This window comes from Streptomyces sp. GL_141, from assembly GCF_057834385.1.
In genome coordinates, this window is the sequence record NZ_CM174402.1 from 20,443 (window position 1) to 34,598 (window position 14,156).

General features: G+C 68.4%; 11 protein-coding genes and 2 pseudogenes. 9 read left to right on the top strand and 4 right to left on the bottom strand.

What is annotated here, in order from left to right; translation table 11 throughout:
• Positions 1–104: 104 nt before the first annotated feature.
• Positions 105–748: pseudogene (locus tag AC3IX6_RS00075) on the bottom strand (hypothetical protein).
• 1,125 nt (positions 749–1,873) lie between these two features.
• Between AC3IX6_RS00075 and AC3IX6_RS00080 the strand changes: the two are divergent.
• Positions 1,874–3,298: a hypothetical protein gene (locus AC3IX6_RS00080; RefSeq protein WP_489368084.1), complete on the top strand. Its 1,425-nt coding sequence runs from the start codon at positions 1,874–1,876 to the stop codon at positions 3,296–3,298.
• Here AC3IX6_RS00080 and AC3IX6_RS00085 read toward each other — a convergent pair.
• Positions 3,234–4,727: a hypothetical protein gene (locus AC3IX6_RS00085; protein WP_489368085.1), complete on the bottom strand. Its 1,494-nt coding sequence runs from the start codon at positions 4,725–4,727 to the stop codon at positions 3,234–3,236. The genes AC3IX6_RS00080 and AC3IX6_RS00085 overlap by 65 nt on opposite strands.
• 251 nt (positions 4,728–4,978) lie before the next feature.
• On the opposite strand from AC3IX6_RS00085, the gene AC3IX6_RS00090 reads away from it, so the two are divergent.
• A complete protein-coding gene (locus AC3IX6_RS00090) occupies positions 4,979–5,260 on the top strand; it encodes a DUF6183 family protein (RefSeq protein WP_489368086.1) in 282 nt (93 codons plus the stop codon).
• Positions 5,261–5,497: 237 nt separating this feature from the next.
• Positions 5,498–6,163 carry a hypothetical protein gene (locus AC3IX6_RS00095; protein WP_489368087.1) on the top strand — a complete coding sequence of 222 codons (666 nt, stop codon included), beginning with the start codon at positions 5,498–5,500 and terminating at the stop codon, positions 6,161–6,163.
• Between the two features lie 110 nt (positions 6,164–6,273).
• Here AC3IX6_RS00095 and AC3IX6_RS00100 read toward each other — a convergent pair whose 3' ends face one another.
• Entirely contained in the window at positions 6,274–6,678 is a 405-nt protein-coding gene (locus AC3IX6_RS00100; protein WP_489368088.1) for a trypsin-like serine peptidase, read from the bottom strand.
• A gap of 76 nt (positions 6,679–6,754) precedes the next feature.
• Between AC3IX6_RS00100 and AC3IX6_RS00105 the strand changes: the two genes are divergently transcribed.
• Both AC3IX6_RS00105 and AC3IX6_RS00110 read left to right on the top strand, forming a co-directional pair.
• Positions 6,755–7,342, top strand: coding sequence for a TetR/AcrR family transcriptional regulator (locus tag AC3IX6_RS00105; RefSeq protein ID WP_489368089.1), 588 nt, complete (start codon positions 6,755–6,757; stop codon positions 7,340–7,342).
• Positions 7,339–7,719, top strand: coding sequence for a hypothetical protein (locus AC3IX6_RS00110; RefSeq protein ID WP_489368090.1), 381 nt, complete (start codon positions 7,339–7,341; stop codon positions 7,717–7,719). The genes AC3IX6_RS00105 and AC3IX6_RS00110 overlap by 4 nt, the downstream gene beginning before the upstream one ends.
• Before the next feature lie 709 nt (positions 7,720–8,428).
• On the opposite strand, the gene AC3IX6_RS00115 is transcribed toward AC3IX6_RS00110, so the two are convergent.
• Positions 8,429–9,001: a snapalysin family zinc-dependent metalloprotease gene (locus tag AC3IX6_RS00115; protein WP_489368091.1), complete on the bottom strand. Its 573-nt coding sequence runs from the start codon at positions 8,999–9,001 to the stop codon at positions 8,429–8,431.
• Positions 9,002–9,739: 738 nt separating this feature from the next.
• On the opposite strand from AC3IX6_RS00115, the gene AC3IX6_RS00120 reads away from it, so the two are divergent.
• From AC3IX6_RS00120 to AC3IX6_RS00135, 4 genes and pseudogenes are all read left to right on the top strand, one after another.
• Complete coding sequence (locus AC3IX6_RS00120; protein ID WP_489368092.1) at positions 9,740–10,879, top strand: hypothetical protein; 1,140 nt, start codon at positions 9,740–9,742, stop codon at positions 10,877–10,879.
• Between the two features lie 138 nt (positions 10,880–11,017).
• Complete coding sequence (locus AC3IX6_RS00125; RefSeq protein WP_489368093.1) at positions 11,018–12,352, top strand: outer membrane protein assembly factor BamB family protein; 1,335 nt, start codon at positions 11,018–11,020, stop codon at positions 12,350–12,352.
• Positions 12,353–12,623: 271 nt separating this feature from the next.
• A pseudogene (locus tag AC3IX6_RS00130) lies at positions 12,624–12,827 on the top strand (amino acid permease); the annotation flags it as partial.
• A gap of 88 nt (positions 12,828–12,915) precedes the next feature.
• Complete coding sequence (locus AC3IX6_RS00135; RefSeq protein WP_489368094.1) at positions 12,916–13,845, top strand: amino acid permease; 930 nt, start codon at positions 12,916–12,918, stop codon at positions 13,843–13,845.
• Positions 13,846–14,156 lie beyond the last annotated feature (311 nt).

Genomic DNA, 14,156 nt, shown 5'->3' on the forward strand with positions numbered 1-14,156 from the left:
GTGACGAGCCCGGTCGCATCCGCAGCGAGAAGGGCATCCGTTGGGGGCGGACGTCCCCTCGCCGATGCCGCTTGACCAGCCCGGCGACCTTGCCCGGCCGGGTCCTAGCAGTAGCCGTCCACCCTGGCGCCGGCTGGAGCGAGGTTGGGCCAGGGATGTCCTGCTCTGTCGGAGGCAGCGGACCGTAGGAGGTCAAGAATCGTGCACCCCGGATAGCCCCGGAAACTCGCGTAGGTGCCCCGGTAGTAGCAGTTCCAGTAGCTCACGACCCGCCGTTGAGTGCACGCGAAGAAGGCAGGGTTGTCCACGAGGAACTGCCCGTAGGCGAGGTGGCCGCAGGTGCCGGGCGTGGCGAGATCACGGAGCTCATCGCAGATGACGACCAGGATCTCCAAGACGTACTCGCCAACCAGCTGCACGACGAAGGGGACGACCCATGGGTCCGTGGAACCAACGACCTTCTCCAGGTGGCGCTGCCTGACCATGCCGTCGCAGTGCCTTGAGTACAGGCAGTGCAGAAGCTGTTGCTGGCGCGACGAAAGCGACGCCACCCTGTCAGCCGGCGGCTCGTGTTGTTGTAGAGGCGCCCGGGGATCACAACCTGCCGGCCCTCGACAGCGACCGAGAACGAGGCGTGCGGCTGGTGCCGAGAACCAGGCATCACCGCCAGGACCGCCTCGGCATCGCTTGCAAGCTCGGCTGGGAACGCCGTGATCAACGGATTGCTGCGATCGGAAAGCGGCTGCACGAGCCGAGCATATGCGGATGCCTCGGCCAGGTAGCCGGCATTAATGGCCCCACACCCGCCCAATCCGGCGAAGGTATGCGGTCAGCGCCCTAGTGAGCACTGAGCACTCGGTCTTCCGGTAGGCGGGGTCGGGTCACGTGTTCAGGAAGTTCCAGAGGACCGCGACTTCGTCAGAGTTCACGGCGATCAGCCCGGCGTCCCAGTCGTAGCCGCTGAAAGGGGGTAAGGCTCCGGAAGGGGTGCTCATGCCTGGACCAGCCCGGGACGCTTCGTCGGTAAAGCCACAGATCCAGTCCAGACCACCGAACTCGGCGGTCCACAGGCCACCGTGCTGGTCCAGGGCACGAGCACGGTGGCGTCGCGGAACTCCGCGAGCCGTTCCCGTCCCGCTTCCGCCGTTCCTTCGACCGACCCCGTCTCGACAACGGGAACAGCCGCTACGAGCACGGGCGCCACGGTCACCGGCGCTGCGGTCACCGGCGCCTCCGGAGGTGAGGTCAAACGCGCGGCCGCCTCCGCCCGCAACTGCATTCGTGAACCTCGACGGCTCGACGGCTCGACGGCGAACCCAAAGGGGATGCCGGCTCGAACAAACCAGAGCGCAGGGACGACCAGCCTCTACGCAGACCAGGCGGCGGGTACAAGGACGGGCTACCGGCTGCCCGGCTCGACCCGGGCCAGGACCGGCACTTGGGACCAACCTGCGGTGGGAGGCTTGGGTGGAGAACTCGCCGACTCCGCACCGGACGGACGACGCCAACATCATAGAAAGTTCAACGTATTTCAGAATCCCGCAGCGGCTTCCATCACGGCCAACAAGGATGCCGGCCTCTGCGGAACGGAGTAAAATGAACCACCTCTGGGAAATGTAGGGAACCCTGCCTGGCTCCGTCGTCAAATTTTTGACTACCCATGAGTTCAGGCCGCCCCCTCGGTCCACGACCATCGGACCGTCGCACATCGCACCACGCCAGGTCGTCGTCGCCGAGGATCCATTTCTTTCACATCGCTGGGGCAGTCATCATGAAACCCTCCATCGATCCGCACGCCCAGGGACCTTACGGCAGTGGTCCACCTGTTCCTCCGTCACATACGGCAGGAGCGTCGTCCTGGTTCACCTACGACGTGACCCGGTACCTGTGCGCGGCGATGCACACCGACAGTGCGCTCGCCCGCGAAGCCGTTTCGCTGGTCCTGAACCAACCTCGCCGCGCTGCAGCCTCCTCGCCCGGCATGGACCTCGCCTGCGTTCTGAGGCACGCCTTGGCTGCGCACCGTCGGCAGCGGCGCCGGGACATCGCACTCTCGCTCCTCCTGGTTGTCCTGCTCATTGCGTTGGGCGTGCTGGTGTACCAATCATCCAAATACGTCGTTCTGCCGTCCGCCTACGGAGTGTCTCTGCTCCTGGGCTATTTCATCGCTTGGATCATCGTGGCTGTCGAAATGTTCGACACGCATTACAGGGTGATATCTCGACAGCTGAAGCGGGAAAATTTCAACCCCAGAAACGCTCCGCGACCCCGGAACAGAAAGGACGCCGAACGGATCGAAGCGATTGAACTCCGGGACCGTGGCAACGTGATGATTTCCTCGGGATTCGACCCCTTCGTCGGACACGGTGGCACCTACAGCAGTTGGTCGTTCGCGTTGAACACCGCACGGCCCGAGACGGGCAAACAGATCGTCCCGTTCACCATCCACGATCTCAACGAACACATAACGGCCCGTGTCGCCGCTCTCCGGCTACCCGGAATGGAAATTGCCGAGGTGCTTCTGATAAACGGCGGGGACTTGCTCTTCGGAATCGACAATCGAACACGTTCCGAGGTGCTACGAAATCCGGCAGGGCCGCCCGCGGCTCATGTCTCGAAGACTCTCTTGCGTGAGCTGCGTGAAGTCGGCACGGCCCGTGCACGGCCCTATCTGGCGATCCGCGTCACCGGCTGGGGCGGCGAGCTGGTCAGCACCTTGTTCTTGAGATGCGCACTGCAGCCCCACAACGAGATAGCGTTCATTGAGGGCAACAGTTGCCTCCTCACGCCCGTGAACGAGAAGTACCGGGCCGTTGACTTGAGGCTGAACTCCCCCACCCTTCGTCAGTGGTTCTCGCTCTTGGGTCTGGCTGCACTTCGCGCCCCGCTGCAGCTGGTCATTGCTCCGCTCGCTTTGCTCGGCGATATTTCCGCACGGCTCTCTCAAGGGAGTGAGCAACGGCGCCAGGCGCGTCGGATCCGCGTAAACTCCTTCAATTACGGCGCCGAGTTCAGTGTCAGGGAGGCAGCGAGCAGCCAGCTCTACTACCGCTACTTCCAGATGCTCGACCGAGAGCTGTACGCCAAGACCGTCGAGCACCGCGTGCTGGACGCCCTGGCTCAGTTCCTGGAGGGGCACAACATAGATTCCCACGAACTGATCCAGAGGCAGACCACCATCTACAACTCCGGTCTGTTCGCAGGGCGCGACATCTCTGTCACCCGTTCCAGTGTCAAGGTCGGGTCCGGCAGTGGCGCCGGACGGGGCGGAATCCCTCAGCCCGTGAAATCGGGGTAATGGCATGTCGGAGCACGGCGTAAGCCACGTCAGCGGCATTCAGGCGGGTCGCGACGTGCGGATCGAGCAGAGCACGGTCGCCGTAGGTCAGTCCACGGCGACCGGCGCTCAGGCCCCACCCGAGTACGCGGCCGCGGTTGCGGAGCTGCGCAGAGCGGCAAGCCTGCTGGTCGGCGACCTCCGTGAGAACGAGGAACAGTACGAGGACGGAGCGGAGCTTGTTGCGGCTGCCGAGCGGGTCGAGGCGGAGCTCGACCGTGACGAACCTCGTTGGAACAGCATCCAGCGGTGGCTCGGCTACATCGCACCCGGCGTGCACGCGACGGCGTCCGTCGCCACCGACGTGGAGGCGATCCAACGTGGCGTGACGACTCTTCTCGCAGCCCTGTTCTGACGTCCTGATGCAGAGATCCCACGGTAGTTCTGCGTTCACGGACTGCGGGGCCGGCCTGAGAGCCCCCGGGCCGCCGGCTCCTTGGCCCGTGTCGCCTTCGCCGACTGACGACCTCGTGCGTGGTGAGAGGTGTGGGCTCCCGCCCTGCTGCGTGCCTCCCGCAGTAGGGGATTGGACGACCGCGATGTCCCGGGCGTGGGCAACCGCTTCGGGCTCGACCCGGGGCAGGACGCGAAGGGCGTGGTACCAGCCCGCGGTGGTCAGGCTCAGGTCGAGGAACCGCCTGGCCGGTTGCTCGTCGGCGCGTGCGTCAGGCGTGAGGACCAGGACCGTTTCGGGCTGCCAGGTCTTCGGATCCTTCCGGTCCGCGTAGTCGAGACCAGCGTCCTTCACCTCGTGGAGGAGCGGGCCGTACGGGAGCTCGCCATCGACCTCGACCTCGACCTCGGCCACGGCCACGGCAGGAAGGAGGTCGGCGAAGCGGCCCAGCAGGGTGCACATCGCCTGGGGCGACCTCCTGCCGGCGCGCAAGTCCTCGAGGAGCGGGAGGAGCAGCTCGCCCGACCTCTGCGTCTCGCGGTCCGCGAGCCCCGCGGCCACGGCGATCCGGGCCAGCCAGTCCGCACGCCGCCATTCCGCCTTCTTGCTGCGGTCCGTGGGAACCACGTGCCGGCGGAGGAGGTCTTCCGCGCCTTCCGCCTCCCCCGCGCAGGCCAGGGACAAGGCCTGGTCCAGGCGGCTCTTCGCGTCGCAGCCGTGGCCGAGCTCCGCCAACCCGAAGGCCTCGTCGGCCAGCCGTTCGGCTACGACCACCCCGTCGTCGTCCTCGGCATCCACGCCGTCGGCCTGTTCGCAGCGGTCCCCCGCGCCCCCGGGGAGAGACTGCTCCAGCGGCTCCAGAAGGCGGCCGACCTGATCCTCGGGCATCCCGATGTCGGTGAGGGCCGCGGCGAGGCGAGCGAGCGTGTGACGGAAGCCGAACTCCAGGTGGAAAGTGTCCGCCGGCGAAAGCGGTTCCGTGCGGGCGAGGAGCACGCCAACGCCGAGGTCGCGCCGGCCAGTACGGAGACGTTCTCCAGCGTCGGCTCCGCCTCCCACACCGCGCGGGCGTGCTCCAGGATGCGAGTGTGGAGCCGGTCCGCAGATCTGGGAAACGATCGCGGCTGTGGACTCCGCCCGGGCAAGAGTCCAACAGGCGCATCGAGGCGCGGGTTTTTGAACTCGGAGAACCCTGAACGTCGCATCGGTCCCGAACGCGCTCCTGACGGTGGACCTGGAGTGTCTGTATGGAGCGGGGAAGAAGGCCGCTCTGTCGGTCGCTGTCCGTCCGCCGGCCCAGGTATGGCGAGTGCTCTTCGCACTCCGGGTCCTACGGCACCTACGGCCGTCTAGCGGCCTGGCAGTCCCTGGCCGCGCTCGCCGGAAGCCCAGAAGGCGCCACCGCCGACGAGGTCGAAGCACGTGTGCGGGACTGCATCTGGCACCGCTTCGGCGCCGACACGAAGTGGTTCGAGCGAGTGGCCTGGGACATCGGCCTGGCCGTGCTGGCCGCGACTGACACTGACTGACGTACCCGTGGTCCGTGCGTTGAGCCGGTAGCCGACCTCACCCGGCGGCGGCTGCCGGCTGGGGTTCACCCGTCCGCTGACCGGGGACAGGCGCGACGGGACCGAGATCGAGAACCGGCCGTACGGGTTCACGTGCGTCCAAACAGCGGCGACAGCGCCCGCCGGCATCCTGCCGCCAGACGAACCGGCCGTGCCTGAGAGAATCCGTTCTCCGGCCTTCGACGATGGAGAAACAGCGTGCGTGGCTTCATACGGGGAGTGCTGGCGCTCCTCGTCCTGTCCTCCGCAGCAGCGGGTTGCACCAGTGGGAAGACAGGAGAGGCGAGGGAGACGCGGGAGCAGGGGCGGGCGATGCTCACCTCGGCGCAACTCGCGGACGCCCTCTTGGACGGCAAGCACTCCGGGTTCACCGTCATGCCCGAGCGATGGCCCATTCTCGAGGAAGAGGACGTCGTCACGGCGTCCGATCCGGCCTGTCAGCCGCTGGCCGACGTGGTGAGCGTCAAGCCCAGGCATCAACCCACCGGGACCGTCTGGGCCGTGCTCCAGGACAAGACCGGAAACTCCGGCGGGAGCGTCGTCCTCTCCAGTTTCGCAACGGGTGGGGCGAAGGACTGGATGAGCGAGCTGCACGCGGCTCTCACCGTGTGCAAGAGCTTCTCGGCCTCCTCCCAGCGCGGCTGGTCGGACCCGGTCACCCTCGCGGCGCTGCCGTCCGCCGACGTGGGTGACGAATCCGTCTCCTACTCGGTGACCGCCGACGAAGCTCCCGCAAAGCGGCAGATCATGACGATCGTGCGAACCGGTGGGTCACTGGCCGTCTATCTCACCCCCTCGGATGGACAACGGCCTCCTACTTCCCTCATGAAGCGTCAGCACGAGCAGCTGGCGGCAGCCGGCTGAACGCACCCCGACAGGAGCCGTGCACCCAGAAGCTTCAACGGTGCTGCTCGGACTTGGTGTAGAGGCGCTGGGCGAAGGGGCCGAGGGCCGTGCCGTAGCTGACCTCCTCGTCACTGCCTGCGTTCACCGCTACGACGCGCCCGGCACGGGATGCTCAGGAGACCACCGCTCCCCGGCCCGCGCCCTGAAGGGCCTTCGCAGTGCAGGACGCGCGCGGTGTACGGGTAGCCGAAGAAGCGGGTCCGGACACGAGGCGCCACCGTGAACGAGATCTTCTGCGCACCGGTCACCTCGGAGATGCTTCGTCCATCGCTGCCGGGGTTCATCTCCAGCATGGCGACGTCGAGACCTTCGTCCTGCCCTTGCTTGGCCATGCGGACGCTCCGTACGGTGAACCCGCCGAAAGGGCGCTGGCCATCGCGGTAGCCGGGTACGAAGTAGAGCCGCTCATCCCAGGTCGCGGCTTCGGACGGCTCGCCATCGGCCGATGTCCGGACGCCGTGCACGCCCACCACCGTCGTAGTGGGCCGGCGTTGGGTTGCGGGGCCGATCTCTTGCTTAACTTACGGGTCGACCCGTAAGGTAAATGCCATGAGCTCTTCTCCGCCCTCCAGGGGGCGACCCAGGGATCCCCGGTCGCACGAGGCGATCATCGGCGCGACGGTGGAGCTGGTGGTCGAGGTCGGCTACGCCGCCACCTCGATCGGGGCGGTGGCCGCGCGGGCCGGCGTGGGCAAGGACACGATCTACCGGCGGTGGCCGGGCAAGCCCGAGTTGGTCTTCGAGGCCGTCTTCACGACGACTGATGACGCTCCGCCCCCGGACACCGGCACGCTGGCCGGGGATCTGACCGTGCTGCTCCAGGGCCTGGTCGACGAGTTCCGCGCGCCTGCCGCCGCGGCGGCTCTCCCGGGGCTGCTCGCCGACTTCGCCGCCGATCCGGAACTCAAGGCGCGCATCCGCGGCGACTTCCTGGCCCCGTCGAAGGAACGGCTGCTGATCGTCTTCGAACGCGCCGTCGGGCGCGGGGAGATCGCGGCTGAAACGCCGGTGGACCTGGTCCTGGACGCGCTGGCAGGAGCCGTGTTCTTCCACGTAGGACTGGTCGGGGAGCACCCTGACCGGCAACTGGCCGCACGGCTGGCCGCTGTCGTGGCCAAGGGAATCGAGGTCCGATGAACGGCTGGCTTCTCGCGGCGGGTATCACCGCTGTCGGCGTCGCCGCAGTGCACGTCATCGGCGGGGGCCGCGATGTGGTGCGCCCGCTGCTGTCCTCGGGGCTCGCGGACGAACCCAAGCGCGTCCTGCACGCCGTCTGGCACATGGTGAGCATCGACTTGGCGCTGTCCGGACTCGCCCTGCTCTACCTCTCCCAGAAGGACGGTACGCCGGGGACCGGCCTGCTGGCGTGGTTCGTGGCCGCGCACTTCCTCGCGTACGCAGCCGCCTTCCTCGTCATCACCCTGTCCGTCGGCTGGCCCAGGCCACTGCTCCGCCTGCCGCAGTGGATCCTGCTCCTGCCCGTCGCGGTGCTGGCGGCGGCGGGCGCCGCGTAGCGCGACCGCATCCAGGGTGCCAGCAGGTACGACGCGTCGTCATGGCGCGGCAAGCCCGTGGTGCTCGTGCCCAGCGCCGGGCACGAGGAGGAGAGGATGCTCGAACGCAGCTCGCCGTCGAGGAAGGTGCCCGGAATTGTGCACAAGACACGGACTGTGTCGGGGGCACCGCGGCGGGCGCCCTCGGCCTTCGCGGCGGCTCGGCCTCGGCAAATGATCACCATGTCCGGGCGCTGGATCAACCAGGCGGCCAGTGGCCCGGCTTCGCGGGTCGGGAGCACACCGACCACGCGATGATCTTCGACGCCGGTCAAGACGGTGGAGTAGGTCTGGCCGCGACGGATCGCGAAGTCGTCGACGCCCCGTACCCGTGGCGTGCCAGGGAGCCCGCCAGGTACCGGTTCTCAGGAAGTCCGGCAGCCGGCGCCGGAGGTCCATGAGGGGGTGGGTGACGTTGATGGACAGGTCGTCGAGTTCGACGGACAGGGCTTCGCGGTGGGTCATCTCGGGGAGACGGCCTCCGTGGTGCGCTGGCGGACGTGGCGGTGCAGCTTGGTGGTCTGCAGGGGCCACCGTCCACCGCACGTCTCCCCCAACCCCCTGCTTCATGCTCACGCCGATGAGGGCGCGGCAGTGGGGCGGCGTGGCTGCCCTCCGGGAGGTCCGTCCGGGCCAGGACCCCGCGCCGGCCCACTCGCCGGTTCCCCGGTCAGGGGGCGTCGATGAGTACCCGGCCGTCGGTCGGCACGGTTGCCGCGAGTCCGTTCGCGTACGCGTTCTGCACGCGGGACCGCTCGGTCGCGTTGGGCACGGCGTTGGTGCAGGCCGTTCCGGCGCTGGACCCGGACATCAGCTGGGAGCACGGCCCCGGCTTGGTGTCCGGGAGACCCAGGCTGTGCCCCAGCTCGTGCGCGGCGATGCGCGTCTTGTCGTACCCCTGGCTCACAGCCTGCGCGCCGAGTTCGACTCGCACCTGTCGCCCAGGGCGGACCGGTCCGAGGGTGGCCTGCGGCCAGCCGGTGGTGGCCACGATAACGATCTCGGCCCGGACCCCGGGCGCGGCCTCCACCAGCCGAACGTTGCTGACGTTCGCGTTCCAGGAAGCGACCCCGGCCGTGATGGCCGCTTCCCAGCCGCCGGCCCGGCTGTCGTCGTAACGGAGCGTCACCACCGCAGCGGAGGCGTCCGGTAAGGCTGTGGGTGCCGCGGTCGCGCCGGTTGCAGCCGCGAGAACCATTGCGGCGGCGGCGGTGCCGACCTTCAGCCAGGTGCCCAGAGACATGGTCGTCTTCCTTCATGCGTGGGGGGACCCGGCCCCTCGGTGGAGCCGGGGCACTGGAGACGCCGCCACCGCCCGTTTGTGGCCGCACGTTCGGACAGCCGCCCCTCCGGAGCCCTAAGAAGGTAGCCCCGCACCCCACCAACCCGTCATGCACCTGCCAGCCAATTCCGGCAGGCACTCCAGCCGATGCCCGGTCAGCGGGCGCCACCGTCCGGGCGGCTCTCGCGGCCGCGTGCTCGGCGAGCGGGTTACGGCCGGACGCTCCGGCGCCGCCGTACGGCTCACGAACGGCCAGGCCGCAGGAACAAGGTGCGGACAGGCACACCCATGACAGCCAGCCGCTTTCGCGATGGGTGCCTGCCGGCAGAAGCTCGGCCAACCCGTGACAGTCATGATCAATAGCGCTGCGCGGCAGGGGCAGGAGCACGGGCAGAGGCAGGTGGTCGTCCTGTCCTGGCCGGGGCGCCCATTCGGTGCCGCCGCCGCACGCGTTCGCGCTGGGTTCCATCGCGGCGGCCAGTGGGCGGATCAGTTGCTCGCATATCTCTGGCGGCAGCAGGTCCGAGCAAGGGGTGGGGGTGGCGGGCAGGTCGCAGCAACCCACTACATATGCCCGGTGTGTCCCGAAAAGGATAGATGTTGAGTTGATGTAAACAATGATCGGATCGCCCCCCGGCGCCTCCCCCAAAAAGGAGTCAGACGATGAGGCCACTGCGCCGCCCCCGCCAGGCCGCTACCTTGCTCGCCGCGCCCGCATTCGCTCTCACTTTCGCCGGCCTGGCCGCCGCCCCCGCTCACGCCGCCACCATCGACGTCGCCTGCTCCCCCGCCGCCCTCATCGAGGCCATCACCACCGCCAACAGCACCCCCACCACCTCCGACACCCTCAACCTCGCCCGCGACTGCACCTACACCTACGCCGAGCAGATCGCCGGCCCCGGACAGGCCGCGCTCCCCCAGATCACCAGCCCCATCACCATCAACGGGCGCAACGCCACCATCACCCGCGACAACAACACCGGCAACGAGTTCCGTTTCTTCACCCTCCCCCCTGTCACCGGTGCGAACCTGACCCTCCGAGACCTTGCCCTCACCAACGCCAAGGCCGGAGGAGGCGCCCAGGGTGGGGCCATCCAGCTGGGGTTCGGCACCGTTGCTTCCCTTAACAACACCCGCCTCACCGGCAACGCCTCCGGCAACGGAGGCGGCGCCATCCACAACAGCAATGGAACCCTCCGCGTCGTAGGGTCCTACTTCAAAGGCAACAGGACGGAAGCCGGCCACGGCGGTGCCATCCTGAGCAGCGGCACCACGCGCGTGGACCTCAGCGTCTTCACCAGCAACTCCACCGGCCCCGTCAGCGGTGGCAACGGCGGAGCCATCTCGCAGAGCAGCATCTCCGCACCCTTCACCGTCACGGCGAGCATCCTCACCGGCAACGAAGCAAAAGGCCTGGGCGGCGCCATCCACAACAACAGTTCCTCCGCGACGATCTCCGACAGCCAGATCCGCAGCAACGACGCCAGAACCGGCGGGGGCATCGCCAACTTCGGCACGCTCACCATCAACATGCTCACGACCATCCGCGGCAACACCGCGAGCTTCTCCGGTGGCGGTATCTACAACTTCGGAACGCTCAATACCCGCAACACCGCCATCGACAGGAACGCGGTCACTCAAGGAACCGGCGGCGGCATTCACAACCAGGGTGACGCCACGCTCACCGACTCCCGTGTCACAGGCAATACCGCGGCCTACGCCCCCGCCGGCCTCCACAACGAAGGCGGAAGCGTCACCCTCAACCACACCACCATCGCAAACAACAACCCCGGCAACTGCGATCCCTCGAACCCCGCTGTCACTAGCTGTACTCACTAGGTCCCGGTCCCCTCGGGCGCGTACACCGTGTGAGGATCGCCGGTCCAGCTTCGGAGTGCTCCCGTCAGCCAGGGGTACGCCCAGCGCCCACCCGGAACGCGTCCGCGCCCAGGCCCAGATGGGGCCCGACGCCGGTGCGTGCCTGATGTCGTGGTCGCGGTGTTCGCTCCATCGCCCGTACCGAGGCGCAGGGGACGGCTCGGCCGCACGCTGATCGCGGGCGGCATCGCCGTGGTCCTCATCAGCGGCATCACGGCCGGATGCCTCGCCGCCACGGAGCGGTTCCCCGGCGACTCCATGGACATCGCCTGGAAGACCCCGGCGGACGACAAGGCCTCCAAACAGGGCAACGGGGCCTGGCTGGCCGGCGACACCCTGGTGCGGAGCCGTTCCGACGCGGTGACCGGCTACGACGCCGGTACCGGAAAGCGGGCCTGGGAGTACCGGCCGCCCGGCCGCTCCGAGATCTGTGCAGCCGAGGCCGACCTCGACAGCTCCGTCCTGCTCGTCACCCGCGACGACGAGACCCGGCCGGCCTCGTCCAAGCGGGAGCTCTGCACCGCCGTCGCCGCCATCGACATGAAGGACGGTCGAGAGATCTGGCGCGCGCCGATCCCCGCCGACGAGGGCCGGGGCGGTTCTTTCAAGCCCAACCCGGTGGCCGCGGGAGGCGGTTTGGCCGTACTCGCCGACAAGGGTCTGCGCGCCGTCGACGTACGCACCGGTGCGTCCCGCTGGACGGCGGCCCTTCCCGCGAACTGCGTCACGGGCAAAGCCGCGCCGGCCAAACGGCACGTCGCCGCCCTCCTCGCCTGCGGCGACCCCGAGAAGCGAACGAGCACCGGCATCCCCGTAGGCGCCGAACTGCACGCGACCGCCTTCGACCCGGCCACCGGTGCGCTGCTGTGGTCCACCCCGTTCGGCGATCGTGAGCCCGTCGGCTACGACGTGACCACGTCCGTCATCTCGGCCGACCCGCTGGTCGTGGGCTACGAGGACGGGGCCTTCCACTCCTTCGGCAACGACGGCCGCCCCAATCCGCCCATCGACTACATCGGCGCGTACGGCACCCTCGACGGCAAGAATCCGCCCTGGCCGGCAACGGACGGCACCCGGCTCTACGCCCTGGCCGGCTACTACATGAAGGGCGGCACCCGTCACCGCGCGGTCGCCTTCGACCTGGCCACCGGCCGGCAGGTCTGGAAGACCGGACTCGACGACACCCAGGCTCTCGGCCTGAACCTTCACGACGGCAAGGTCACGGTGATCGTCAGGACCAGCCCGACCTCGGCGCTCGGGCACAAGGACCTGTACGTCCTCGACGCCGCCACCGGCAAGGAGCGCGACGTCCGCAGCTTCCACGACGGCGTCTCCACGGCCAGGATCTTCGAGTACAAGGACCTGTTCATCGGCGCCGGCCTGAGCGACTACGTGCCGGCGGACCCCCCGTTCACGGCGTACGAACGCTCGTGACCCCGCTCGGACGTTTTACAACGGACCATCGAGGTGGGATCCGCCGCAGGAGAGTGCGGCGGCGTCCGGCCGGCCGGCGTGGCGGGGGCGGATTGGTATCCGCGCAGCCGTTCTCCTGAGCCGAACGGGAGATAGCCGTCGGAGACGGTGAAAATCGTGCACTGATCAGCCCGTGCCCGCCGTGTGCCCCGGGCACTGGAGGAGCCCCGGAAGGTGAGGTGGCCGCGGTGGTGGAGTCGTCGCTGCGGCCGGACAGACCCTGGTGGCGTTGGTGGTCGCCCAGTTCGCGGCCCGTATCCCGCTCAGCGGTTCCTCGTACCAGTGGGCCTCGCGGCTGGCCAACCCGAGGATCGGCTGGTGGTTCGGGTGGCTGACCTTCTGTTACCTGGTGATCGGCGTGGTGGCGGTCGACAACGCGCTCGCCAGCCAGGCGTTCATGCCGCTCGTCGACATCGCGCCGAACGAGGACGCCGCGCGCCTGATCACACTGGTGGTGCTGCTCGTCCAGACCGTGCTGGCCGTGGCTTCCACGCGGATTCGTCAGTCTGATCAACACGGTCGCGGTGGGACTCGAACTGACCCTCGTAGTGGTGGTGGCGATCGCGCTCGTCATCGCCGTGGCCGTCACGGGCGACGGCGCGGTCGGCAACCTCACCTCGCGTGGTGTCGTCGAAGACACCCCCGGCCATTTCGCGGTCGGCGGCGGGCTGATGCTTGCGATGATCATGGGGCTTGCGACCCTCGTCGGCTTCGACTCGGCGGCGAACCTGGCCGAGGAGGCCAAGGACCCCTTCCGCACCGTCCCGCGCGCGATCGTGGGGTCGGTCGTGGCGGCCGGGGTTCTGGGCATGCTGGTCCTGATCACGCTCACCGTCGCGATCGACGACATCCCCCGCATCAGCGCCGAGGGCTCACCGGTCGCGGCGATCATGCGTGACCAGCTCGGCGCGGCGATGGAGAGGACGTTGCTCGTCGCGATCGCCATCGCGTTCTTCGGCGCCGGGATCGTGGTGATGGTCTCGTGCTCGCGGCTCGTCTTCGCGATGTCGCGCGACGCGCGCTTCCCCGCCCACCGGCTGTTGCGGCGGGTCAACCCCCGCACGAGGACGCCGATCCCGGCGACCGTGCTGGTCTTCGCCCTGGGCGTCGTCCTGATGGTCGCCCTGCCGGGAGCCGCGCTGCTGGAGCTGATCACGGCCTCGACCATCCTCCCCGCGGTGACCTACGGCGCGACCATCGTGCTCTCCCTGACGGTGCGCGGACGCCTGAGCCGCAAGAAGGGCGCCTTCGACCTGGGACGCTTCGAACTACCGGTCGCCATCTGCGCACGACTGTGGACGCTCATCGCGTTGTTCGTTCTGGTGACCCCGAAGGAAGCCTTCGTCTCCGTGGTGATCGTGGCAGGCCTCCTGCTGCTCGGCGGCCTGTTCTTCCTCGGCATGCTGAGGTTCGGCCGCCAGGCCCTGGACCTGACATCATCCCCTCTGCCCTAAGGGATCTCCCCCACGAGACGCCGCACGTGCAGGTGACAGGTGACAGATCAGCCCTGTTGCCGATTCGGAGTCGGGGCCGGCTCGCTCTGGAGGCCGTGTTCGGGCGTTGCGCAGGCAAGCAAGCCACCAGAAGGTGGAGGCCCAGCCGTTCAACGCCGTGCGTCCGGTGGCTGCTTCCCGGGCCGAGCTTCGTACGACGCGCAGGGGACGGGGCCCAGCAGCTGGGCCGCCCCCGTCACTGGCCGGCAACAAGGGCCAACGGCTCACAATGCGGATCACCCGCAAACTGCGCCCGGTCATCGGCGGCCAGG

Coding starts and splice junctions, on each gene's coding strand:
- AC3IX6_RS00090 (WP_489368086.1), top strand. CDS start 4,979: ATGGAGCGGGGAAGAAGGCCGCTCTGTCGGTCGCTGTCCGTCCGCCGG.
- AC3IX6_RS00105 (WP_489368089.1), top strand. CDS start 6,755: ATGAGCTCTTCTCCGCCCTCCAGGGGGCGACCCAGGGATCCCCGGTCG.
- AC3IX6_RS00110 (WP_489368090.1), top strand. CDS start 7,339: ATGAACGGCTGGCTTCTCGCGGCGGGTATCACCGCTGTCGGCGTCGCC.
- AC3IX6_RS00115 (WP_489368091.1), bottom strand. CDS start 9,001: ATGTCTCTGGGCACCTGGCTGAAGGTCGGCACCGCCGCCGCCGCAATG.